This window comes from Phaeobacter sp. JH20_34 (genome assembly GCF_048056095.1).
GTDB classification, from domain to species: Bacteria; Pseudomonadota; Alphaproteobacteria; order Rhodobacterales; family Rhodobacteraceae; genus Phaeobacter; species Phaeobacter bryozoorum.
The window spans coordinates 360,297-383,083 of record NZ_JAYMWT010000021.1; the positions used below are offsets into that span (position 1 = coordinate 360,297).

The window sequence follows — 22,787 nt, forward strand, 5'->3', positions numbered from 1 at the left end:
GTACTCACCGTGGCGCGCCGATGGCGCGGCCCAGCCCGTCCGGCGCGGGCAGCGCCGCATGAGCCTCGGCCAGCTTCACCAGATTGGCCTCGATATGCGGCGCAGGCGGGGCAGAGCGGCGGGTCGCAAGGTCCACATGCAGCAGCATATGCTCGCCCGTCGCCAGCAGACGCTCGCCCGAATACATTTCGTGCCACAGGTGCATCTTCTTGCCAGCGCCCATGATCACCCGTGTCCGCACCTGGATCGGGTCGCCCGCGTGCACCTCGTCGATGTGGCGGATATGGGTCTCGGCGGTGAAATAGCTGCCGCCACTGGCGATATACTCCGCATTGCAGCCGATGATCATCATCAGCCGGTCGGTGGATTGCGCAAAGGCATCCAGATAGCGGCTCTCGGTCATGTGGCCGTTGTAATCGGTCCAATCCAGCGGCACCACGCGGCTCTGGGTCAGCACCGGCTGGCTCAGGTCCTCGATGTCATCAATCGCGCGCACCAGACCGGCCTCGCTCTCGCGGCCCCGGTCATGGGCATTCTGCAGCGCGCCGGTGCCCCAGTCATTGGCGCCCAGCGCCCGCATCATGCCGACCAGGTTGTCGTCCCGGTGCCGCTCCAGCTCGCGGATCGAATACTGGCCGGACTGCGCGTCCGACTGGCCCGCGATCAGGTCTACCAGCTCATCGGTGAACTCCGGCACATCCATCAGCTTGGTCCAGGGCCAGCTGAGGCAGGGGCCGAACTGCGCCATGAAATGCTTCATGCCCGCCTCGCCGCCCGCCACCCGGTAGGTCTCGAACAGACCCATCTGCGCCCAGCGGATGCCAAAGCCATAGCGGATCGCGTTGTCGATCTCCTCGGTGGTAGCGATACCGTCCTTGACCAGCCACAGCGCCTCGCGCCAGACTGCCTCCAGGAAACGATCCGCCACATGGGCGTCGATCTCTTTCTTCAGGTGCAGCGGGTACATGCCGATCTCGGTGATGATCGCCTTGGCCCGGTCGACAACACCCGCCGGGTTGGCCCCGGTGGTGACCAGCTCCGCCAGCGGCAGCAGGTAGACCGGGTTGAACGGATGCGCGACCACGATCTGACCGGGGTTCTCGCGCCCGTCCTGCAATTGTGACGGCTTGAAGCCCGAGGTGGAGGAGCCGATCACCGCATCCGGCGCGCAATGCGCCTGCAGCTCGGCATAAACCTTCTGTTTCAGGTCCAGCCGCTCCGGCACGCTCTCCTGAACCCATGCCGCGCCGTCCACGGCCTCCGCAATGGTGTCATGGAAGGTCAGGCTGCCCTCCGCAGGCAGCGCCACATTGCCAAGGCCGGGCAAGCTCCGGCGGGCATTCCCCAGCACTTCGCCGATCTTGCGCTTCGCTTCCGGGTCCGGGTCGAACACCCGCACGTTCCAGCCATTCAGCAGGAACCGCGCGGCCCAGCCGCCGCCGATAACCCCGCCGCCGATGATTGCTGCTGTTTTCATGTCAGAATACTCATCCAAGTCCAGGTCCATAGCGTGGCAATACCGACAAGAAATGCCACGCCTCCTACTTTTCCTGCTGTACTGATTCGCTTGCCGATCAAACCGATCACTGCGCCAGCCAACACCAATGCACCTGCGTTGAAACCGCTTCCCACGAGAAACGCAATTTGCCCATTCTGTTGCCAGCCCTCATGAAGAAATGCCGGAGCGGCCAACGCTGCAGCCATCATGGCGACCGCGGCGGCAAAGTACCTCCATCCGCCATCGCTTGCCTGAAGAAAGGCAGAAAGACCAACAATCCCTGCAAACGGAAGCGTCATTACCAAAACCATGCTGAAATCCCCTTTTTGGTTATGATTCGCATCATTGGGTTTTCGCTGCCAAGTTCAAGCAGGGCCAATTGGCCGGTGCACAGGGGGTGCACGCATGTCACCCCCGGTTTTGAATGCTTACGTCGCCACCGGTGCGCGTTTCACCAGACCCAGCTGCTCCCGCACGTCCTGCGGCCCCATCACACGGGCCCCCATGTTCTCGATGATGGTGCCCGCCCGTTCGACCAGCTGCCAGTTTTCCGCCAGCTGCCCCTTGCCGAGCCACAGGTTGTCCTCAAGACCCACCCGCACATTGCCGCCCGCCAACACGGAGGCCGCCACATAGGCCATCTGATCGCGCCCCAGCGAGAACGCCGACCAGTCCCAGTCACCCGGCACATTATTGACCATCGCCATGAAGGTGTTGAGGTCATTGGGCGCGCCCCAGGGGACCCCCATGCACAGCTGGACCAGCGCCGGGCTGTTCAGCACGCCTTCCTTCACCAGCTCCTTGGCGAACCACAGATGACCGGTGTCGAAGGCTTCGATCTCCGGCTTCACCCCCAGATCGGTCATCATCTGGCCCATGGCGCGCAACATGCCCGGCGTGTTGGTCATCACGTAATCGGCCTCGGCGAAGTTCATCGTGCCGCAATCCAGCGTGCAGATCTCCGGCAGGCACTCAGCCACATGCGCCATCCGGGCGGTGGCGCCGATCATATCGGTGCCAGCCTCGCTCAGCGGCAGCGGGTTTTCGGTGTCGCCAAACACCATGTCACCGCCCATGCCCGCTGTCAGGTTCAGCACCACATCGACATCCGCATCGCGGATCCGCTCGGTCACCTCGCGGTACAGATCCAGCCGTCGGCTGGGGGCACCGGTCTCGGGATCACGCACGTGGCAATGCACGATCGCCGCCCCGGCCTTGGCCGCCGCAATCGCGCTATCGGCAATCGCCTGGGGTGATCTGGGCACATGCGGGCTGCGATCCTGGGTGCTGCCAGAGCCGGTCACGGCGCAGGTGATAAAGACGTTTTTGGCCATATTCAGAGGCATTTTGGTTTTCCCCTCGATGTACAGGGTTGTGCCCGAGTTATCCCCAAGCCTGCCCCCAGATTCCTGTTTGTGTTGCTTTCAACAGTGCCGCAGCCTTGGTGCACCCACTAGTCAACATGCGAATCGAACTTGATGAAATCCGCAAAAAACATCCTCCAGCCCGAGAATCAGCCGCTAAAAACCGCTGTTTTGGTGCTTGATGAGAGCAATACGCTGTCCTTCGCCGCGGCCGTCGATCCGATGCGCGCGGCCAATCGGCTGGCAGGTCGCGGCGCATTCGACTGGGACTATGTCACCGCCACCAGCGAGCCTGCGATGCTGACCAGCGGCCTCTCGGTGCCCGGCATCCCGCTGGCCCGGCTGCAAAGCTGCGAATTGCTGATCGTGATCGCCGGCTTCCAGCTCGCGCGCCATGCGACCCCCAGCCTGCTCGCCGGTCTGCGCCGTCTGGCGGCAGGTGGCGCGACCATCGCGGGCATCGACGGCGGCCCCTGGCTGATGGCCGAGGCCGGCCTGCTTGATGGCCACCCCGCGACGACACATTGGGAAGATCTGGACAATTTCGCCAGCCGCTTTCCGGGCGTGCAAAGCCGCAACGACCGCTTCACCCTCTCCGAGGGGCGGATGACCTCCGGCGGGGCGACCCCGGCGATCGAGATGATGCTGCATATCATCGGCAGCCGTCATGGTGCGGGCTTTGCCTCACGCGTGGCCGGCCTGTTCCTCTACGATGGCCCCGGCTCGACCGAACGGCCGCAAAGCCGCCTTGGCAGCTCCAGACATTCCTCGCTCACGGCACGGGCCAACGCCCTGATGGAGGCCGCGCTGGACGATCCCAAACCGCTCAGCGAGATTGCCGAGGAACTGGGAACCAGCACCCGCAGCCTGCAACAGCAGTTCCGCCTGCGGCTGAATACGACGCCGCAGGACCATTATCTGCAACTGCGTCTGGCCGAGGCACGCCGACTGGTGACCGACACCGATCTGCCGATCATGGAGGTCGCGCTGGCCACCGGCTTCAACTCGCAGTCGAGCTTTGCCCGCGCCTTCCGCACCGCCCATGGCATCACCGCGCGCGAACTGCGCCAGACCAGCCTCGCAACCGCCGCAACGCCACGTCTGGCGGCAAGCAAACCGCTGTTCAGCCAAGCCCCCCTGTCGCAGGGCCAGACCTCGCTGCGCCAGAGCGGACCACTGCCACGGCACTCAACCGGTTCTTACTGACTGAGCCTTTTGCAGATCAGAACGGGCGCCCCGGCGGGCGTGCCCGTTCTGCCAGCAGCACCGCCAGATCAATAAGGCATCGGATGGGCGCGATGGGCCGCGTCGATCTCGTCCATCAACTCCGGCGACAGCGTCAGATCATCGCCCGCCAGCGCGTGCTCCAGCTGCGCCAGCGTGGTGGCACCCAGAATGGCCGACGCCATGAACGGCCGGGTATGGCACCAGGCCAGCGCCATATGCACCGGGTCCAGACCATGGCGCGCGGCAATCTCCAGATAGGCAGCAACCGCCGGATAGACCCGCGGCGTATCACGCCCGCCCAGTTCCGGGTTCAGCGTCTTGCGGGAGGCCTCAGGCACCGCACCATCCTGATATTTCCCCGTGAGCAGGCCCGTTGCCAGCGGCGAAAATGCCAGCAGCCCGACGTCCTCATAGGCGCTCAGCTCCGCCAGATCGGTATCGTATAGACGGCACAGCAGCGAGTATTCATTCTGGATCGAGGCCACCCGTGGCCCGCCCGTCTCCTCCGCCAGCCGCAGCCAGTGCGCCGTGCCCCAGGCGCTTTCGTTGGACAGACCAAAGGCGCGGATATTGCCCTTGTCCACCTGCGCTTTCAGCGCCTCCAGGCAGCCGGCCATATTGTCCAGCACCTCGGCCCGGTCATCGCCACCCGGATCATACTGCCAGTTCTTGCGGAACATGTAGCTGCCCCGATTGGGCCAGTGAAACTGATAGAGGTCGATGTAATCCGTCTGCAGCCGCCGCAGCGATCCCTCGACGGTGGCCGGAATGGTCTCTGCGGTGATCGCAGCGCCATCGCGCACCGCCTGCAACCCCTCGCCGGAATGTTTGGTCGCCAGGATGTAATCCCCGCGCCGCCCGCTGCGGGCATTCCAATTGCCGATGATCGCCTCGCTGTCCCCGATCGTCTCGGCGCTGATCGGATTCACCGGGTACATCTCGGCGGTATCCAGAAAATTCACCCCCGCCGCCAGCGCCAGGTCGATCTGCGCATGGGCGTCAGACTCATCCGTCTGGGTGCCAAAGGTCATGGTGCCAAGACAGATACGCGACACCTCCATACCGGTGCGGCCAAGCGGGTTCTTTTTCATTTCGCGCAGATCCTTCGTGTTGCAACTCGCAACAGACCCTAGCCCACCCGCGGCCCGGTGCAACCAGATCGCCTCCGTCGTGCATCAGGGCGTTAACCTTTCATGCACAATCCAGACGTGAAACACGATGAATATGATATGATTAAAATTGTCGCAAATCTAGAAAAGGAGAGTGACAACATGACGTTCTCTATGTCCAAAAGCTACAAAGACCTGATCGCAGAAGCTGAAGCCATCGTGGTGTCGATTTCCCCGGCAGAGGCGGCAGATCTGCATGGCCGTGACGACAGCCTGTTTGTCGACCTGCGGGTAATCCGCGAAGTTGAACGCACCGGCGTCATCCCCGGCGCCCTGTCCTGCCCGCGCGGCCTGATGGAGTTCTGGATTGATCCCTCCAGCCCCTACCACAAACCGGTCTTTGCCGAGGATCGGGCCTTCATCTTCTATTGTGACAACGGATGGCGGTCGGCCCTGGCTGCCAGCACCGCGCTGGAAATGGGATTGCAGCGGGTGGTCTTTTTGAAAGGCGGCTTTGATGCCTGGATCGCCGACGGGGGCGATGCCATCCCTTACAAGTGGTAAATACCGGCTGATACCGGACAAGCGGTGCTTGTCACCCCGCGCAAAACCCGGCAGCCTGTGCCTCTGACAGCCAGAGGGAGCACAGCATGCCGCAAACCATCACAAAAGGCGTCAAGGCGCTCCTTGACGAGGCCAACGCCGTCGTGGACACCATGTCCGTGGAGACCGCAAAAGAGGCCATCCATGATGACGCCTATGCCTTCATCGACCTGCGCGATATCCGCGAATTGCAGGCCAGCGGCATGATTCCAGGCGCCTTTTCCTGCCCGCGCGGGATGCTGGAATTCTGGATCGACCCGGACAGCCCCTACCACAAACCGGTGTTCAATCAGGACAAGACCTATGTCTTCTACTGTGCCAGCGCCTGGCGCTCCGCGCTGGCCGCCAAGGCGGCGATGGAGATGGGGCTCGGACCGGTGATGCACCTTGAGGGCGGTTTTACCGCATGGAGCAAGGCCGGCGGCGAAATCGCCCAGCGCGACGACTGACCCGCAGCCCACCTGCGCCGGAATGACCTGCACCGGAATAACCCGCGCCTGACAGGCCTGCGCGGCAAATCTGCCGCGCCGCTGCACAATACGACATTCCTGACCGGCAAATGTCGGAAACACCCGTGCAATCCCGCGGCGCAGCGGTCATGACTGGCCATTATGCGGATGATGATTTCCTTTGCGGCGCTGTTTCTTTCGGTGATCCTGTTGCAACTGTCGACCGGCGGCGTTGGCCCGCTGGACGCGATCTCTGGCCTGACGCTTGGCTTTGACAAGGAGCAGATCGGCTTTCTCGGCTCGGCGCATTTCCTTGGCTTTTTTGTGGGCTGCTGGTGGGTGCCGCGCCTGATGGGCAATGTCGGCCACAGCCGCGCCTTTGCCGTCTGTACCGCGCTCGGCGCCATGGGGCTGATCGGCCACACCCTGACCGAGGATCCAATGGCCTGGGCCGTGATGCGCATGGCCTCCGGCCTCTGCGTTGCGGGCTGCTATACGGTGATCGAAGCCTGGCTGAACGCCAAGGTCACCAATGAAAGCCGTGGCCGCGCCATGGGCACCTACCGGATCGCGGATCTCTCCGCCTCGCTCGCGGCGCAGCTGCTGATCGCGGTGCTGCCGCCGGCCTCCTACGTGTCCTACAACCTGCTGGCCATCCTCTGCTGTGCCGCGCTGCTGCCGCTCACCATGACCAAGGCGAGCCAGCCGGAGATCCCCGACGCCCCGCGCCTGCGCCCGAAACTGGCCTGGGCCTGCTCGCCACTCGCCGTCGCGGGGGTGATCGTCGCCGCGCTCAGTTCAGCCTCCTTCCGTATGGTGGGGCCGATCTACGGTCAGGAGGTCGGTCTGGAGGTCGGCCAGATCGCCTTCTTCCTCGCCACCTTTGTTCTGGGCGGCGCGCTGGCGCAATATCCGCTCGGCTGGCTGGCCGACAAATACGACCGCCGCTGGGTGCTGATCTGGCTGTCGGTGGTGGCGATCCTGTCCTGTGGCGTCACCATGGCGGCCAGCGGCATGGGCACATTGGCGGTGATGGCCTCTGCCGCCTTCTTCGGTTTTACCACCATGCCGATCTTCTCGGTCTCGGCCGCACACGCTAACGACTTTGCCACCTCGCAGCAGCGCGTCGAACTCTCCGCCGCGCTGATGTTCTTCTACGCCCTTGGTGCCATCGCCTCGCCGCTGATCACCTCGGCGCTGATCGAAAACTACGGTCCCGGCGCGTTGTTTGCCTTTGTCGCCGTGGGCCACCTTGGGCTGATCATCTTTGGTCTGCTGCGGATGCGCGCCCGCCCCGCCCCCGAGGATCGCACACGCTATGTCTATGCGCCGCGCACCTCCTTCACCATTGGCCGCCTGCTGAAACGCTCCCGCGAGCGCCGCTAGCCCGCCGCGACCCGATACGGGAAAATGGCGGCAAAGCGCACCACGGGGTTTTCGGCGGCAGCGCCATGCGCTAGACGGGCCAGCAGAGCTTTAGTTGGATGGATGATATGGCGCGCTTTCTCATTACCTCGGCGATCCCCTATATCAACGGGATCAAGCATCTGGGCAATCTGGTCGGCAGTCAGCTGCCCGCAGATCTCTATGCCCGCTACCAGCGGGCGCGCGGCCATGAGGTGATGTTCCTCTGCGCCACCGACGAACACGGCACCCCCGCCGAACTGGCCGCCGCCAAGGCAGGCAAGCCGGTGGCGGAATACTGTGCCGAAATGCACGAGGTCCAGGCCGGTATTGCCAAGGGGTTTGGTCTCAGCTTTGACCACTTCGGCCGTTCCTCCAGCGCGCAGAACCATGCGCTGACCCAGCATTTCGCAGGCAAGCTGGCCGAACAGGGTCTGATCCGAGAAGTGACGGAAAAACAGGTCTATTCCCACGCCGACGGCCGCTTCCTGCCCGACCGCTATATCGAAGGCACCTGCCCCAACTGCGGCCATGAGAAGGCGCGCGGCGACCAATGCGAGGAATGCACCAAGCAGCTGGACCCGACCGACCTGATCGACCCGCGCTCCGCGATCTCCGGCTCCACCGATCTGGAAGTGCGCGAGACCAAGCACCTGTACCTCTGCCAGTCGCAGCTGAAGGACCAGCTGGATGCCTGGATCGACTCCAAGAAGGACTGGCCGGTCCTCACCACCTCGATTGCCAAGAAATGGCTGCATGACGGCGACGGCCTTCAGGACCGCGGCATTACCCGCGATCTCGACTGGGGTGTCCCGGTCAAGAAAGGCGATGAAGATTGGCCCGGCATGGAGGGCAAGGTGTTCTACGTCTGGTTCGATGCCCCCATCGAATACATCGCCTGCGCCAAGGAATGGGCCGACGCCAACGGCAAGACCGACGCCGATTGGGAACGCTGGTGGCGCACCGACAAGGGCGCTGAGGATGTGAAATACGTCCAGTTCATGGGCAAGGACAACGTCCCCTTCCACACCCTCTCCTTCCCGGCCACCATCCTTGGCTCGGGTGAGCCGTGGAAGATGGTCGACCACCTCAAATCCTTCAACTACCTGAACTATGACGGCGGCCAGTTCTCCACCTCGCAGGGGCGCGGTGTGTTCATGGATCAGGCGCTGGACATCCTGCCCGCCGATTACTGGCGCTGGTGGCTGCTGAGCCATGCGCCGGAAAGCAGTGATTCCGAATTCACCTGGGAGAATTTCCAGCAATCCGTGAACAAGGATCTGGCCGACGTGCTGGGCAACTTTGTCAGCCGCATCACCAAATTCTGCCGCTCCAAATACGGCGAGGCGGTTCCCGCAGGCAATGACTACGGCGAAGCCGAACAGGCGCTGATTGACGAAATCAGCACCCGCGTCACCGCCTATGAGGGCCATATGGCCGCCATGGATGTGCGCAAATCCGCGCAGGAGCTGCGGGCGATCTGGGTCGCAGGCAATGAATACCTGCAATCCGTAGCCCCCTGGTCCGTCTTCAAAACCGACCCCGATCAGGCCGCCGCTCAGGTGCGTCTGGGGCTGAACCTGATCCGGCTCTATGCGGTGCTGTCCGCCCCCTTCATCCCCGACGCGACCGAGCGTCTGCTGGCCGCCCTTCAGACCGAGGATCGCAGCTGGCCCGACGATGTGGCCGCCGCCCTCAGCGCGCTGCCCGCAGGTCATGCCTTCACCGTGCCGGAGGTGCTCTTTGCCAAGATCACCGACGAACAGCGCGAATACTGGCAGGAGCGCTTCTCCGGCACCCGCGACTGATCTCAGGGCCGCGCCCCGTGACAAAGACCAAGGCCGCTCCACCGGGAGCGGCCTTTTTCGTCAGATGCGGGCCATTCCGCCCAGCACCGCCACCACCCACACCTGCGCGCTGACAAAATATCAAGGCGCGCAAAAAACCTTAATCTGACTAAAAAAGTCAGGTTGACGATTCCGATTAAATCAGTCAGGTTTAGCGCAGTTCAGCCAACCTGTGATTGTGCAGCCAGCCCGACTGATAGCAATTCAACCGAGATCGTCCAGTGTCGTTTCTTCTGCAATTCTTTTCCCTGCGCCACCGCCCCGCCGAGGGTCGGAGCATACCGCACAGCCTGAACGCCTACGGGCTGCCGCGCGGCGATCAGGGGTTTTGCCTGGAGTGGTATCTGGATCGGTCGGAAAACAGAAACGGGTGACCCTGATGAACCAGATGAATTTTGACCACGCCACCACCACGACAACTGCGGCCACCGAAGTCTTCCCAACCTACCACGCCGAGGAACTGGCCCGTGGCGGGAACCAGGCCCGCATTCTGCTCAACGGCCAGATCTACAGCCTGCGGATCACCCGCGCCGGAAAGCTGATCCTGACAAAATGATTTCCAATACTGCAACAGCCGCATCTGCGGTCTCACGGGGCGGGGCCACTGTTGGTCTGCTGACCGACTTGCCCGCCCTGGAAGCCATGGTCGTGCGCCATCTGCGCCACTGGTTCAGCGGGGCCGAAACCCGCATCGCCCTGCGCCACCAGCTGCAAGACCTGCTTGGCCCGGTTCTTGGCCGTCAGACCTATGAGAATTTTGGCCGCCTCTGCAACTTCTGCGTGACCGAAGGCCGCCGCCCGCTGGTGCGCCACGGGATGACCTGCACCTGCCTTGGCGCTGACGAAAACTGCTTTGCCAATCTGGTCGCCGCTGCCGCGCGTGGCGAATATGAGGATGCCAATCTCTTTGCCGCGCTGATGGTGCAGCCCCGACAGGCGCAGCGCGCCACCGTTCTCGCCGCCAAGATCGGCCTGGTACTCGACCAGCTCGCGGATCGGCAGGCCCGCCCCTCCGCGCATCCGGCACCGCTCACCCCGCTGTCGGCAACTCTTCACTGACGGTCCGGCGCCGACCGGCACCCGTCGCTTAACCCGTTCCACTTTACCCGTTTCGACGATCACCTAAGGACCAACCAGATGACATCGCATTTCCTCGCAGGCACCGCTGTTGCAGCGCTCGCCACAGTTGCGGCTCCCGCTTTTGCGGCCGACAAGGCTGAGGTGCTGACCACCTACGCAAATATTGCCCAGGCCAAATACCAGGACAGCCTTGAAACCGCCAAAACCCTGCAAACAGCCGTGGACAGCCTGATCGCTGAACCCTCCGCCGAGGCGCTTGAAGCCGCCCGCAAGGCCTGGCTCGCCGCCCGCGTGCCGTATCAGCAGTCCGAGGTGTTCCGCTTTGGCAATGCCATCGTTGACGACTGGGAAGGCAAGGTGAACGCCTGGCCGCTGGATGAAGGCCTGATTGATTATGTCGATGCCAGCTATGGCGGTCCGACCGATGAAAACACCCTCGCCGCGCTGAACATCATCGCCAATCCCAGCTTCGAACTGTCCGGCACCACCATCGACGCCAGCACCATCACCCCCGACCTGCTGGAAACCACCCTGCATGAGGCCGACGGCGTCGAGGCCAATGTCGCCACCGGCTATCACGCGATCGAATTCCTGCTCTGGGGGCAGGACTTGAACGGCACCGACCATGGCGCAGGCACCCGCGCCTGGACCGATTTCGCCGCAGGCGAGGACTGCACCAACGGCAACTGCGACCGCCGGGGCGACTACCTGAAGGCGGCGACCGATCTGCTGATCTCCGATCTGCAATGGATGGCCGCGCAATGGGACAGCGAAGGCGAGGCCAGAACCACGCTTCTGTCGGACGAAAACGCAGGCATCACCGCCATGCTGACCGGCATGGGCTCGCTCTCCTACGGAGAGACCGCAGGCGAACGTATGCGCCTTGGCCTGATGCTGAACGACCCCGAGGAAGAGCATGACTGCTTCTCCGACAACACCCACAACAGCCACTACTACGACGGTCTGGGCGTGCAGAATGTCTATCTCGGCGAATATATCCGCGCCGATGGCAGCCTGGTCTCCGGCGCCTCGCTCTCCGATCTGGTGCAGGATATCGACCCGGCGCTGGACGCTGAAATGCGCAGCAAGCTTGCGACCACCATGCGTGCGCTGGGTCAGATCAAAACCGCAGCCGAGGCTGGTTTCTCCTACGACCAGATGCTGGAACAGGGCAATGAGGCCGGCGAGGCGCTGATCATGGGCGGCGTCAACGGTCTGGTCGATCAGACCCGCTCCATCGAACGGGTGGTCACCGCGCTGGACCTCGACGGCGTCGCCATCGAAGGCTCCGACTCGCTCGACAACCCATCGGCGGTTTTCCAGTAACCCCGAAAACACTGCGCCAGCAGCACTGATCAGGCAGGGGCCGCGCATCGCGTGGCCCCTCTATCCGGGGGTCGGCCCGCCAGTCCGCTGCCCCCCGGACCCGCCCCGGCCCACCGGGGCACTTTAGTGCCCCGGCAAGAGTTGATGCCAGCTGCGGTTCCCCCTATCCATGGAAAGGAGGCACAGCGCCCGCCCAAGAAAAGTTGTCCTGCCCGTATGCGAGTTGTCCCGCCGCCCTGCCGTCCGCACCTGCCCTCCCTCGTGGTGGGGCTCAGCCTGATCGCACTGGCCGCGCCGCTTGCGCCCGCCTCGGCAAATCCGCAGGCCACCCCGCTGTCAAAGACCCTCACCGGGGATGTTGCCAATACCACGGCGCGCCAATCCTCCCCCTTTGACATCCTGACTGACGCGCATCTCGCCACCCTTCCCCGCACCGCCCAGGAACAGACCCGCATCCGCGCCGTCACCCGCCCGGCAGATCAGTTCGACCAGACCGAACCCTATGAGGCCCTGCCCGCAGGGGCCGCCACCGTCCGCGCCCGCACCGATGACGAGGCGTTTTCGCAGCACAGCGCCAATCTCAGCTTTGAGGAAGAGCTGGAATTCAAGCTCGGCAACGGGCTGTTCAAGAAAATCTGGGTCTTCTCCCCCGCCTCCACCCTTGCCTCCGACGGGCTGGGCCCGCTCTACAATTCCCGCGCCTGCCAGCGCTGCCACCTGAAGGACGGGCGCGGCCATGTGCCGGATAGGCCGGACTATGCCTCGACCACGATGTTCCTGCGCGTCTCTGTTCCCGGCCCGGTGCCAGAGCAGATGCAAACCATCGCCGACTATATCGGAACCGCGCCAGAGCCGACCTATGGCGGCCAGATGCAGGATTTCTCCGCCCCCGGCATCGCCCCGGAATACCGCCTCGGCGTCACCTACACCGAAGACACCATCGCGCTTGCAGGCGGCGAGATCGCCACCCTGCAACGCCCCGAGTACAGCGCCAATACCCTCGGCTATGGCCCGCTGCACCCCGATGCCATGCTCTCCCCCCGCGTCGCCCCCAGCATGATCGGCCTCGGCCTGCTGGAGGCGATCCCGGCCGCCGACATTCTGGCGGGCGCCGACGAGGATGACAGCAACGGCGACGGCATTTCCGGGCGCGCCAATCTGGTCTGGTCGGTAGAGCACAACCGGATCATGCTCGGCCGCTTTGGCTACAAGGCCGGGCAGCCCACGGTGCATGAACAATCCGCCGCCGCCTTCTCCGGCGATATCGGCATCTCCACGCCGCTGTTTCCTGCCCATGCAGGCGATTGCACCACCGCGCAGACCAGCTGCCGCAGCGCGCCCCATGGCGGCGCGGACATCCGCGAGACCGAGATCGACCAGCCCAATATGGATCTGGTCACCTTCTACAGCCGCAACCTCGGCGTGCCAGCGCGCCGCACCCCGGACGACCCCGCCGTGCTGCGCGGCAAGGCGCAGTTCTACGGCGCAGGCTGCACCAGCTGTCATACACCGAAATTCGTCACCAACCGGCTGGAGGCGCAACCCGCGCAGAGCTTCCAGCTGATCTGGCCCTATAGCGACCTCTTGCTGCATGACATGGGCGACGGCCTCGCCGACAACCGCCCCGAAGCCCGCGCCACCGGGCGCGAATGGCGCACTGCGCCGCTCTGGGGGCTGGGGCTGGTGCAGCAGGTCAATCCCCGCGCAGGTTTCCTGCATGATGGTCGCGCCCGCACCCTGCTGGAGGCAATCCTCTGGCATGGCGGCGAAGCCCAATCCGCCCGAGACACCGTGGTGGGCCTTGCGCCCGAAGACCGCGCCGATCTGATCCGCTTTCTGGAGTCGCTCTGATGCCCGCATCCCCCAACGCCACCCCCGCGCCATCGCGCCGCTGCCGCGCGCTCCTCACCGGTCTCGCTCTGGCCGCAACCCTTGGCGCAATCCTCCCCGCGCCGCCGCTGCTGGCCCAGACCGCGCCGCCGCTTCAGATCACCGCGCCGGAGCTGCCGCCCGCGTCGCTCAGCCGCGCGCTTCAGGTGGACTGGATCCTGACCCACCACATCCTCCCCGGCTTTGACGAGCTGGCCGCCCGCAGCACCACCCTGGCAGAGGTCGGCGCCCACCACTGCACCCCGGATGATCCGGCCCTGCGCGATGCCTTCGGCCGTGCCTTTGATGCCTGGATCAAAGTCAGCCATCTGCGCTTTGGTCCCACCGAAACCGACAATCGTGCCTTTGCCCTCGCCTTCTGGCCCGACAGCCGCAACAAGATCCCCGGCACCCTGCGCCGCGCCGTCACCGAAACCCCGCGCGAAGAGCTGACCACCCCCGAGATCTTTGCCAGCCAATCGGTGGCCCTGCGCGGGTTCTATGCGCTGGAATATCTGCTGTTCGATGCGGACATGCAGACCGAAGGCAGCGCCGCACAACGCTGCGCGTTGGTGGCCGCCATCTCCAGCGATATCGCCCGCACCAGTGCCGCGATCCGCAACGACTGGCACACCAGCTATGCCGCAACGCTGGTGACCGCCGGGCCGGGCTATCGCTACCGGTCCCAGGCGGAAATCCGGCAGGAGCTGTTCAAAACCCTCACCACCGGGTTTCAGGTGCTCTCCGACATGCGGCTGGGCCGTCCGCTGGGCCAGTTCGACGCCCCCCGCCCCAACCGCGCCGAGGCCCGCCGCTCAGCCCGCAGCCAGCGCCATATCGCGCTGAACCTCGCCGCGATGGAACCGCTTGCCCTTGCCCTTGCGGCGGGCGACCCCGCGCTGATGCAGGATATCGACGCAGGCTTTGCCAAGGCGCTGAAACGCGCCTCCGCGCTGGACGATCCGTCCCTCGCCGGGGTTGCCGATCCCGCCCGCCGCTTTCGCATCGAAGCCCTACAGCAGGATATCAACGACCTGCGCGACCTGATCTCCACCCGGCTGGGCGCGGCCCTTGGCGTCACTGCCGGGTTCAACTCGCTCGACGGGGACTGATCCATGGCAGGCCCCTCCCGTCGCGGCTTTCTCGCCGGTCTACTCGCCGCAGGCATGGCCCCGCAGGCCAGTTGGGCCGACCTTGGCCACCCGGCCTATCTCGCCGCCGGTAAAACCCCCGATGGCCGCTTCCTCCTCGCCGGTCTGGACCGCGGCGGCGCCATCCTGTTCCGCCACGCCCTGCCCGCCCGTGGCCATGCCGCAGCCGCACACCCGAGCCGCCCCGAAGCCGTCGCCTTTGCCCGGCGCCCCGGCCAGTTCGCGGACGTGATCGACTGCCGCAACGGCGCGGCGCTGGCGCGGCTGACGCCACCGACCGGGCATCATTTCTACGGCCACGGCGTCTTCTCACCGGACGGCGCCTATCTGTTCACCACCGAAAACGCCTATGAAAGTGGCGATGGTCGCATCGGGATCTGGGACGCCAGCGCGGGCTACCGCCGCATTGGCGATCATGCCTCCGGCGGGATCGGACCGCATGATATCCGCCTGCGCACCAGCCCTGACGGCCAGCACAATCTGGTGGTGGCCAACGGCGGCATCCAGACCCACCCCGACAGCGGCCGCGCAAAGCTGAACCTCGCCACCATGCAGCCCACCCTCAGCTACCTCAGCCTTGATGGCACCCTGGACGATCAGCTGATCCTGAACGCCGACATGCGCCTGAACTCGATCCGCCACCTTGCCATCAGCGCCTCCGGCACCGTCGGCTTTGCGATGCAGTGGCAGGGCGATGCGGGCGCCGATCTGCCAATCATCGGCCTGCACAATCCCGGCTCCGCCCCCCGCCTGATGGCCGAGGATGACCCCCGCCTGCGCAATCTTGATGGCTATGGCGGCTCCCTCGCCTTTTCCCGCGATGGAACACAGATCGCCGTCACCTCGCCACGCGGCGGCGTGGTGCAGATCGCCGACTGCGCCAGCGGCGCGCTGCTGCATGAGGTCCGGCTGGCCGACGTCTGCGGACTCACCGGCGCGGGTGCGGGATTTATCGTGACCACCGGCACCGGTGAGGTCAGCACGATCCGCAACGGCACGCTGACCCATCTGGGCCGGGCCGATCTCGCCTGGGACAATCATCTGGTTCCAATCCCCTGACGCGCCCCTGCAGAAAGCAAAACGAAAGCAAAACGAAAATAACTCGTGACTTTTCGCAATCGGAGGCCTAGATAAGCCTGCGAGAGGACGGGCTATGGACGCAACCGAAAGACAAACGGCAATTCTGGATCTGCTGACCCGGCAGGACCGGGTCGAGGTCGAGGACCTCGCCCAGCGCTTTGGCGTCTCATTACAAACCATCCGCACCGACCTGCGCGATCTGGCCGCCCGTGGCGCCCTCTCCCGCGTACACGGCGGCGCGGTGCGCAGCAGCAGTGGCGCCAGCCGCGACTACGCCGAACGGCGCAAGCTGAACGCCCGCGGCAAACGCGCCATGGCGGCCCTTGCCGCTGATCTGATCCCTGACAATTGCGCCATCACCCTCAATATCGGCACCTCCACCGAACAGGTCGCGCGCGCGCTCTCCGGCCATCGCGGCCTCACGGTGCTCTCCAACAATATCAACATTATCAATATGATGATGGAGGATGAGAGTAAGGAACTGATACTTGTCGGCGGTGCCATCCGGCAAAGCGATGGCGCTATCGTGGGCGAGGACGCGCTGGAGTTCATCGCCCGCTACAAGGTCGATATCGCCGTTATCGGCGCTTCGGCCATGGACGCCGACGGTGCCATTCTCGACCATGATGCACGCGAAGTCTCGGTTGCCCGCGCCATCCTGAAGAACGCCCGCAAACGGGTGCTGGTCTGCGACGGCAGCAAGTTCGAGCGCACCGCCCCGGTCCGCATCTGCGATGTTGCCGATCTTGACGTGGTGATCACCGACCGCCCCGTCCCCCCTGAATTCTCCCGCGCAGCCGAGGCTGCGGACACGCAAATCCTCTGGGTTGGCGAACACGAAAGTAGCGAAAATGCCTGATACTCACGCGCAAGACCAGATCACCGATCTTTTCATCATCGGCGGCGGCATCAACGGCTGCGGCATCGCCCGCGACGCCGCAGGGCGCGGCCTGTCGGTGGCGCTGGCCGAAATGAACGACCTCGCCTCCGCCACCTCCTCGGCCTCCACCAAACTGTTCCACGGCGGCCTGCGCTACCTTGAATACTTCGAATTCCGTCTGGTCCGCGAGGCGCTGATCGAACGCGAGGTGCTGCTGAAGGCGATGCCGCATATCTCCTGGCCGATGCGTTTTGTCCTGCCGTTCCACAAGGACATGCGCTTTGACAACACCACACCGACGTCGAAACTGCTGACCACCTTTCTGCCGTGGATGAAGGGCCGCCGCCCCGCCTGGCTGATCCGCCTTGGCCTGTTCATGTACGACAGCCTCGGCAAACGCGGCATCCTGCCCGGCACCTCCAAACTGGATCTCGCCAGCGACCCCGCAGGCCGCCCGCTGGACCCGAAGTTCAAGACCGCCTTTGAATATTCCGACTGCTGGATTGAAGACGCCCGTCTTGTGGTGCTGAATGCCCGCGACGCCGAGGCCCGCGGCGCCGAGATCATGACCCGCACCAAGGTCACCGGCGCCCGGCGTCGCGATGACCACTGGGTGATCCAGCTTCAGGATATCGCCACCGGCGAGACCTTCGAACGGCGCGCAAAGATGCTGGTCAATGCCGGCGGCCCATGGGTTGCCGATGTGCTGCGCCAGAAACTGGGCCAGAACAGCCGCGAAAGCGTACGGTTGGTGCGCGGCAGCCATATCGTGGTCCCGAAACTCTACGATCACGGGCGCTGCTACTTCTTTCAGGGCACCGATGGCCGCATCATCTTCGCGATCCCCTACGAAGAGGACTACACGCTGATCGGCACCACCGACGCCGACCACCCGGATCCCGAAACCGCCCCGACCTGCACGCCCGAGGAACAGGATTACCTGATCAATTTCGCCTCGCAGTATTTCGCCAATCCGCTCAGCCGTGACGATATCGTCTGGACCTATTCCGGCGTGCGTCCGCTTTATGACGATGGTGCCAGCTCGGCCACCGCTGCCACGCGCGAATACGTGCTGACGCTGGACAACACTGCCGCGCCGCTGCTGAATGTCTTTGGCGGCAAGATCACCACCTACCGCAAACTGGCCGAGGCCGCGCTGGAGAAAATCGGCACCCAGTTTCCCGACCTCCCCCGCGACTGGACCGCAGGTGTCGCCCTGCCCGGCGGCGATTTCCCGGTCGGCGATGTGGCGAAACTCACCGCGAAACTGGCGCAGGACTATCCCTTCCTCAGCCCCTACGCGACCCGCCGCCTGATCCGCGCCTATGGCACCGAGGCCTGGGACGTATTGGGCGAGGCAACCTTAGCCGAGGATCTTGGCCAGGCTTTTGGCGCCACCATCACCGCGCGTGAACTCGACTGGACCATCGCCCGCGAATGGGTCCGCACCGGCGAGGATTACCTCCTGCGCCGCACCAAACTCGCCCTGCGCCTGACCGAGGAAGAGCGCGCCGCAGTTGACGGCTATATCCGTGCAAGGGCCGCCGATCTGACCGCCTGAGGTCCAGTTGCAGAGCGGGCGCGCCTCAGCTCGTTTCAGCCTGCGCGGCTTAACCCCGCGGCAACACATCCCAGCCCTATGCGCCCGCAGCCTGCGCAACGCCTACAAAAAGTATCAGCCCCCCTGTCCGATTGTTTCGCACGCGAAACATTTGGTCAGAGGGGCTGACATTGTTGGCAACAAGAGCGGCAATGCCCGGGGTGAGCAAGCGTTGCCATATTCCTTCGATCAACAATCCGCAGCGGCCTTCGTCCGGCGCGGCCTGCCGGTGCTATGTCCCGGCACGACCCAAGGATCTCTCGCGCCTCATGCGGTCTGATCTGCGGGCGACGGATCGTTGGAGCACAGCTTGCTGATGTGCTGAAGCCGCTGCGAGATACGCTGCTGGAATCGTCCCAGCTGGTCGATGATGTCAGACAGAGAATGCCCATCCTCGGGAAGCCGCGCGCTTTCGATTTTGCACAGCACCCGCGTCGAACTCAGCCCCAGCAGCTGGCGCTGCATGTTTTCGCAGATCTTGGTGATCCGCTCCGCCTCGCGGTTCACATCCGACAGCAACGTGCGGGCATGTTCTTCCCGCACTGCGGCCAGCGACCGCAACACCGATTGCTCATGCGACCGGCCTTCCTCGTCCAGCACGGAATGGTTCTCACGCTGAAGCTGCTTGTTACAGTCGCTGAAAATACGCGCCATGCCTTCGACGAACAGGCTCTGGCTGACCTGGCCCTTGATCTTTGAGAAATTGCTGTCCTTGCCCAGAACATGGGTGGCGAACCAGTTCGACATCTCCTGCGAGATGGACCCGTAGTTCTGCGACAGCACGGTCACCGGGCCGCCCGACGGTTCGATCCGCGACGCAAGGACCCGCAGGTTGTGGGGAATGGTGCGCATCGCCGCAAAATCGTCGATCAGACCACGGGTTTCTTCTGCCAGCACGTCGGAATTCGCAAACATCGTCCGCAGCCGTTCAATCGCCAGATCCGGCGCCCGTTCCAGACCCTGATCGCGGGCCGCCAGCTCATCCGCCAGCGCGTTGGCGGCGAACTGCTGGTAGTTCTCAAATCCCAGATCAACACACCAGGCCATCAGCCTGTCGCGGCTTTCCTCAGGGCTGAGCCCGCCGTCCTGCTCGGCTTTCAGCAGATCCGCGTAGCCCTGCTTGACGCTGTCAAACAGCTTGCTGGTCGGTTTGATCCGCACCGAAAGGAACCCCTCTTCGCAGGGGACAACAACGGCATAGACCCAGTAGTGCAGCCCATCGCGGGACTTGTTCTTTATGTAGCCGCCAAAGAAGTCGCCGGCCTGGATCGTCTCCCAGAACAGCTGGAACACCCCACGCGGCATATCCTCATGGCGGATGATCTTATGTGGCGCTCCGATCAGATCGCCCCACGGGTAGTCTGACACACGCCGGAAAATCTCGTTTCCGGTCTGAATAACCCCACGGCCATCCGTTCTGGAGTAGAATACTTCATTGAGCGCAAAGGGAGCCTCTCCCCTGAGCGGGCGCGCTTCGATCCGGCTGTCCATGAACGTCAAAGTGATTTCCCATCGCTACTTGTGTAGGTGACCTGCCTAAACCTTGTGCGTTACACAGCCGTAAATTTACCGTGGAAAATCGAGATAAATTTCAAGAATTCGGACTCTCCCGGCCCGGAGCCCGCCCTGCGGGTCCGCTTTCACCGCCTGCCACCGACCCCGCATCCGAACAACAATCGCCAACAAAAAAAAAGCCCCCGCAAAATAGTGCAGGAGCTTTTTGCCTCATGTCACGATCACGTCAGGAAATCAGAACTCCACACCCTTCTGGGCTTTGATGCCGTCGCGGAAAGGATGTTTGATCTGACCCATTTCGGTGACCAGATCGGCGATCTCGATCAGCTCTTCCTTGGCGTTGCGACCGGTCAGGACGACATGGGTCATCGGCGGTTTCTCGGTCTCAAGGAATTCCACCACATCGGCAATGTCGATGTAGTCATAGCGCAGCGCGATGTTGATTTCATCGAGGAGCACCATGGCGTTGCGCTCGTCGCGGATCATCTCCTTGGCCTTCTCCCAGCCCTTCTGTGCGGCGGCAATATCGCGCGCCTTGTCCTGGGTCTCCCAGGTAAAGCCTTCGCCCATCGCGTAGAACTGGCACAGCTCGCTGAAGTTCTCCTCGATCAGGGTGCGTTCACCGGTCTGCCAGGCGCCTTTGATGAACTGCACCACTGCCGAGGGCATCCCATGGGCAATGCAGCGCATGATCATGCCAAATCCGGAGCTGGACTTGCCCTTGCCCGGGCCGGTGTGGACGATGATCAGCCCCTTTTCGCCATCCTTGTTCTGCATCATGCGGTCGCGGGCGGCCTTCTTCTTGGCCATTTTCGCCGCATGGCGTGCCGCTTCTGCTTCGGAAATGTCGGTCTCGGGCGTATCGCTCATTGTGGCTCTCCTACTGGTTCGCCCATCTCTTGACAAAGACAGGGGCAATGGCGCAAGGGGGTTTTGTTGGTTCCTGCCATTTGGCAGGCGAAGAGGGAATGTGACAGTTGGGCCATCAGGGTCCGTCAAAGCACAGCCGCCCCCGCGACCGTGACCGGAGAGGTCTCCGACGCCACTGAGTACCACTCGGGAAGGCAGGATGACCGTCAGGACCCGAAAAAGGTCCTGGCATCCGCAAGCCGGGAGACCTGCCAACGCACGAAATGCAACGGGCGGACGGGGTGTTCCGCGACCGGCTGGGATCCGCGCGCGACCCTCGCGCCCCCGCTGGCCCGCAGCCCCCTCGCTGAACCAAGTGAAGGGCGCTCATGGCCGAGGTAATATTGACGATCTGCACCACCTGCCGTCGCGGCGAGGTGACCGACCCGGAGGCCCCCCGCCCCGGTGCCCGTATGCTGGCCGCCCTGCAAGAGGCCGATCTGCCCGAAGGCGTTGCGGTGCGCGGTGTCGAATGCCTCTCGGCCTGCACCCGTGGCTGTTCCATGGTGCTGAGCGGCGGCGACGCCCGCTGGAGCTACATCTACGGTGATCTTGATCCCGACGAGCATGTGCCCGACATCCTGAGCGGCGCTGCCGCCTATGCCGCCACCACGGATGGTCTGGTGCCCTGGCGCGAACGCCCCGTGGTGTTCCGCAAGCAATCCATCGCCCGTATCCCGCCTGCGCCCGCACCTGCGGCGACCTCTCCCACTCCTCCCTCCTTGTCCAAGGACTGACCCCATGAGCGATCTGAACAAAATCCCCGTCACCGTCATCACCGGCTTCCTTGGTGCGGGCAAAACCACCCTGATCCGCCATCTGATGCAGAACCCGCAGGGCAAGCGTCTGGCCGTGGTGGTCAATGAATTTGGCACCGCCGGTGTGGACGGTGAAATCCTGAAATCCTGCGCCGATGAGAACTGCCCGGCGGAGAACATCATGGAGCTCGCCAACGGGTGTATCTGCTGCACCGTGGCCGATGATTTCATCCCCACCATCGAACAGCTGATGAACCTGCCGGAAAAACCCGATCACATCGTGATCGAAACCTCCGGTCTGGCGCTGCCGAAACCGCTGCTGAAGGCCTTTGACTGGCCCGCGATCCGGTCGCGCATCACCGTGGATGGCGTGGTTGCGCTGGCCGACGCCGAAGCGGTCGCCAAGGGCCAGTTCGCCACCGATCTGGATGCGGTGCAGGCCCAGCGGGAAGCCGATGAGGGCATCGACCATGAAACCCCGCTGTCGGAGCTGTTCAAGGATCAGATCTCCTGCGCGGACATCATCCTGCTGTCGAAGGCCGATCTGGCCGGTGAAGAGGGCCTGGACAAGGCACGCGCGATGATCGAGGCCGAAGCGCCGCGCAAACTGCCGATCCTGTCGATGTCCGAAGGCGTGATCGACCCGCGCGTCATTCTGGGGCTTGAGGCCGCGGCCGAAGACGATCTGGATGCGCGCCCGTCGCACCATGAGCATCATCACCACCATGACGATGATCACGACCACGATCACGATCATCACCACCATGATCACAGCCATGACGATTTTGATACAATCGTGGTCGACCTCGGCGAAGTTTCCGATCCGCAGGCATTGCAAGATGCCATCGTGAAACTCGCCCGCGAGCGCAATATCCTGCGCGTCAAAGGTTATGTGGCGGTGGAAGGAAAACCGATGCGGATGCTTGTTCAGGCCGTGGGCGAACGCCTGCGTGCGCAATATGACCAGCCCTGGGGTGACATGCCCCGGCGTACCCAGCTGGTGGTGATTGCCGAGCATGACAACATCGACGCCGCCGCCATCCGCGCCGAGCTGGGGGCCTGAGCCGATGCCGGTCGGGCGCATTCGCACCCTCCCAGGCTCGGACGCAGCCCACAGA

21 protein-coding genes and 1 riboswitch are annotated in these 22,787 nt (G+C 63.9%); of the genes, 15 read left to right on the forward strand and 6 right to left on the reverse strand.

What is annotated here, in order from left to right:
* Positions 1–4 precede the first annotated feature (4 nt).
* The 3 genes from VWZ81_RS16335 to VWZ81_RS16345 form a co-directional block, all read right to left on the reverse strand.
* Positions 5–1,477 carry a carnitine 3-dehydrogenase gene (locus VWZ81_RS16335; RefSeq protein WP_416543100.1) on the reverse strand — a complete coding sequence of 491 codons (1,473 nt, stop codon included), beginning with the start codon at positions 1,475–1,477 and terminating at the stop codon, positions 5–7.
* Positions 1,474–1,809, reverse strand: a complete 336-nt coding sequence (locus VWZ81_RS16340; RefSeq protein WP_416543101.1) for a hypothetical protein — start codon at positions 1,807–1,809, stop codon at positions 1,474–1,476. The genes VWZ81_RS16335 and VWZ81_RS16340 overlap by 4 nt, the downstream gene beginning before the upstream one ends.
* 117 nt (positions 1,810–1,926) lie before the next feature.
* Entirely contained in the window at positions 1,927–2,844 is a 918-nt protein-coding gene (locus VWZ81_RS16345) for a 3-keto-5-aminohexanoate cleavage protein (RefSeq protein WP_416543102.1), read from the reverse strand.
* 132 nt (positions 2,845–2,976) lie between these two features.
* Between VWZ81_RS16345 and VWZ81_RS16350 the strand changes: the two genes are divergently transcribed.
* Positions 2,977–4,068 (forward strand): GlxA family transcriptional regulator, encoded by a 1,092-nt coding sequence (locus VWZ81_RS16350; protein ID WP_260114364.1) that lies wholly within the window; start codon positions 2,977–2,979, stop codon positions 4,066–4,068.
* 68 nt (positions 4,069–4,136) lie between these two features.
* Here VWZ81_RS16350 and VWZ81_RS16355 read toward each other — a convergent pair whose 3' ends face one another.
* Positions 4,137–5,180, reverse strand: a complete 1,044-nt coding sequence (locus tag VWZ81_RS16355) for an aldo/keto reductase (RefSeq protein ID WP_416543103.1) — start codon at positions 5,178–5,180, stop codon at positions 4,137–4,139.
* 180 nt (positions 5,181–5,360) lie between these two features.
* On the opposite strand from VWZ81_RS16355, the gene VWZ81_RS16360 reads away from it, so the two are divergent.
* The 12 genes from VWZ81_RS16360 (at position 5,361) to glpD (ending at position 18,448) form a co-directional block, all read left to right on the forward strand.
* Positions 5,361–5,762 carry a rhodanese-like domain-containing protein gene (locus VWZ81_RS16360; RefSeq protein WP_340544911.1) on the forward strand — a complete coding sequence of 134 codons (402 nt, stop codon included), beginning with the start codon at positions 5,361–5,363 and terminating at the stop codon, positions 5,760–5,762.
* An 86-nt stretch (positions 5,763–5,848) separates the two neighbouring features.
* Positions 5,849–6,250: a rhodanese-like domain-containing protein gene (locus VWZ81_RS16365; protein ID WP_416539295.1), complete on the forward strand. Its 402-nt coding sequence runs from the start codon at positions 5,849–5,851 to the stop codon at positions 6,248–6,250.
* Between the two features lie 162 nt (positions 6,251–6,412).
* Entirely contained in the window at positions 6,413–7,636 is a 1,224-nt protein-coding gene (locus tag VWZ81_RS16370; protein WP_416543104.1) for an MFS transporter, read from the forward strand.
* 107 nt (positions 7,637–7,743) lie between these two features.
* Positions 7,744–9,462 (forward strand): methionine--tRNA ligase, encoded by a 1,719-nt coding sequence (gene metG, locus VWZ81_RS16375; protein ID WP_416543105.1) that lies wholly within the window; start codon positions 7,744–7,746, stop codon positions 9,460–9,462.
* Between the two features lie 427 nt (positions 9,463–9,889).
* Positions 9,890–10,057 carry a hemin uptake protein HemP gene (gene hemP, locus VWZ81_RS16380; protein WP_317961085.1) on the forward strand — a complete coding sequence of 56 codons (168 nt, stop codon included), beginning with the start codon at positions 9,890–9,892 and terminating at the stop codon, positions 10,055–10,057.
* On the forward strand, positions 10,054–10,560 hold the full coding sequence (locus VWZ81_RS16385; RefSeq protein ID WP_416540493.1) for a hypothetical protein: 507 nt from the start codon (positions 10,054–10,056) through the stop codon (positions 10,558–10,560). Before hemP ends, VWZ81_RS16385 begins: the two co-directional genes overlap by 4 nt.
* Positions 10,561–10,638: 78 nt before the next feature.
* A complete protein-coding gene (locus VWZ81_RS16390) occupies positions 10,639–11,907 on the forward strand; it encodes an imelysin family protein (protein ID WP_416543106.1) in 1,269 nt (422 codons plus the stop codon).
* Between the two features lie 216 nt (positions 11,908–12,123).
* A complete protein-coding gene (locus tag VWZ81_RS16395; RefSeq protein WP_416543107.1) occupies positions 12,124–13,758 on the forward strand; it encodes a di-heme oxidoredictase family protein in 1,635 nt (544 codons plus the stop codon).
* Positions 13,758–14,888: an imelysin family protein gene (locus VWZ81_RS16400; RefSeq protein WP_416543108.1), complete on the forward strand. Its 1,131-nt coding sequence runs from the start codon at positions 13,758–13,760 to the stop codon at positions 14,886–14,888. Before VWZ81_RS16395 ends, VWZ81_RS16400 begins: the two co-directional genes overlap by 1 nt.
* A gap of 3 nt (positions 14,889–14,891) precedes the next feature.
* Positions 14,892–15,986, forward strand: a complete 1,095-nt coding sequence (locus VWZ81_RS16405) for a DUF1513 domain-containing protein (protein ID WP_416543109.1) — start codon at positions 14,892–14,894, stop codon at positions 15,984–15,986.
* A 94-nt stretch (positions 15,987–16,080) separates the two neighbouring features.
* Positions 16,081–16,866, forward strand: coding sequence for a DeoR/GlpR family DNA-binding transcription regulator (locus VWZ81_RS16410; protein WP_416543110.1), 786 nt, complete (start codon positions 16,081–16,083; stop codon positions 16,864–16,866).
* Entirely contained in the window at positions 16,859–18,448 is a 1,590-nt protein-coding gene (gene glpD / locus VWZ81_RS16415) for a glycerol-3-phosphate dehydrogenase (RefSeq protein WP_416543111.1), read from the forward strand. Before VWZ81_RS16410 ends, glpD begins: the two co-directional genes overlap by 8 nt.
* 306 nt (positions 18,449–18,754) lie before the next feature.
* Here the strand turns inward: glpD and VWZ81_RS16420 are convergent, their stop codons facing one another.
* Together VWZ81_RS16420 and cobO are read right to left on the reverse strand one after the other, a co-directional pair.
* Positions 18,755–19,987, reverse strand: coding sequence for a PAS domain-containing protein (locus VWZ81_RS16420; protein ID WP_416543112.1), 1,233 nt, complete (start codon positions 19,985–19,987; stop codon positions 18,755–18,757).
* A gap of 249 nt (positions 19,988–20,236) precedes the next feature.
* On the reverse strand, positions 20,237–20,872 hold the full coding sequence (gene cobO, locus VWZ81_RS16425; RefSeq protein ID WP_340544893.1) for a cob(I)yrinic acid a,c-diamide adenosyltransferase: 636 nt from the start codon (positions 20,870–20,872) through the stop codon (positions 20,237–20,239).
* A gap of 50 nt (positions 20,873–20,922) precedes the next feature.
* Positions 20,923–21,143, forward strand: a riboswitch (cobalamin riboswitch).
* A 97-nt stretch (positions 21,144–21,240) separates the two neighbouring features.
* Here cobO and VWZ81_RS16430 point away from each other — a divergent pair.
* Positions 21,241–21,648, forward strand: a complete 408-nt coding sequence (locus VWZ81_RS16430; RefSeq protein ID WP_416543113.1) for a DUF1636 family protein — start codon at positions 21,241–21,243, stop codon at positions 21,646–21,648.
* 4 nt (positions 21,649–21,652) lie between these two features.
* Positions 21,653–22,732, forward strand: coding sequence for a cobalamin biosynthesis protein CobW (cobW, locus tag VWZ81_RS16435; RefSeq protein WP_416534771.1), 1,080 nt, complete (start codon positions 21,653–21,655; stop codon positions 22,730–22,732).
* Positions 22,733–22,787: the final 55 nt, after the last annotated feature.

Excerpts from the sequence above, each read along its gene's own strand:
- hemP (WP_317961085.1), top strand. The coding sequence starts at position 9,890 with ATGAATTTTGACCACGCCACCACCACGACAACTGCGGCCACCGAAGTC.
- glpD (WP_416543111.1), top strand. The coding sequence starts at position 16,859 with ATGCCTGATACTCACGCGCAAGACCAGATCACCGATCTTTTCATCATC.
- metG (WP_416543105.1), top strand. The coding sequence starts at position 7,744 with ATGGCGCGCTTTCTCATTACCTCGGCGATCCCCTATATCAACGGGATC.
- VWZ81_RS16350 (WP_260114364.1), top strand. The coding sequence starts at position 2,977 with ATGAAATCCGCAAAAAACATCCTCCAGCCCGAGAATCAGCCGCTAAAA.
- VWZ81_RS16355 (WP_416543103.1), bottom strand. The coding sequence starts at position 5,180 with ATGAAAAAGAACCCGCTTGGCCGCACCGGTATGGAGGTGTCGCGTATC.
- VWZ81_RS16370 (WP_416543104.1), top strand. The coding sequence starts at position 6,413 with ATGCGGATGATGATTTCCTTTGCGGCGCTGTTTCTTTCGGTGATCCTG.
- VWZ81_RS16385 (WP_416540493.1), top strand. The coding sequence starts at position 10,054 with ATGATTTCCAATACTGCAACAGCCGCATCTGCGGTCTCACGGGGCGGG.
- VWZ81_RS16340 (WP_416543101.1), bottom strand. The coding sequence starts at position 1,809 with ATGGTTTTGGTAATGACGCTTCCGTTTGCAGGGATTGTTGGTCTTTCT.
- VWZ81_RS16390 (WP_416543106.1), top strand. The coding sequence starts at position 10,639 with ATGACATCGCATTTCCTCGCAGGCACCGCTGTTGCAGCGCTCGCCACA.
- VWZ81_RS16360 (WP_340544911.1), top strand. The coding sequence starts at position 5,361 with ATGACGTTCTCTATGTCCAAAAGCTACAAAGACCTGATCGCAGAAGCT.
- VWZ81_RS16430 (WP_416543113.1), top strand. The coding sequence starts at position 21,241 with ATGGCCGAGGTAATATTGACGATCTGCACCACCTGCCGTCGCGGCGAG.
- VWZ81_RS16400 (WP_416543108.1), top strand. The coding sequence starts at position 13,758 with ATGCCCGCATCCCCCAACGCCACCCCCGCGCCATCGCGCCGCTGCCGC.
- VWZ81_RS16395 (WP_416543107.1), top strand. The coding sequence starts at position 12,124 with ATGCGAGTTGTCCCGCCGCCCTGCCGTCCGCACCTGCCCTCCCTCGTG.
- VWZ81_RS16345 (WP_416543102.1), bottom strand. The coding sequence starts at position 2,844 with ATGCCTCTGAATATGGCCAAAAACGTCTTTATCACCTGCGCCGTGACC.
- cobW (WP_416534771.1), top strand. The coding sequence starts at position 21,653 with ATGAGCGATCTGAACAAAATCCCCGTCACCGTCATCACCGGCTTCCTT.
- VWZ81_RS16335 (WP_416543100.1), bottom strand. The coding sequence starts at position 1,477 with ATGAAAACAGCAGCAATCATCGGCGGCGGGGTTATCGGCGGCGGCTGG.
- cobO (WP_340544893.1), bottom strand. The coding sequence starts at position 20,872 with ATGAGCGATACGCCCGAGACCGACATTTCCGAAGCAGAAGCGGCACGC.
- VWZ81_RS16405 (WP_416543109.1), top strand. The coding sequence starts at position 14,892 with ATGGCAGGCCCCTCCCGTCGCGGCTTTCTCGCCGGTCTACTCGCCGCA.
- VWZ81_RS16365 (WP_416539295.1), top strand. The coding sequence starts at position 5,849 with ATGCCGCAAACCATCACAAAAGGCGTCAAGGCGCTCCTTGACGAGGCC.
- VWZ81_RS16410 (WP_416543110.1), top strand. The coding sequence starts at position 16,081 with ATGGACGCAACCGAAAGACAAACGGCAATTCTGGATCTGCTGACCCGG.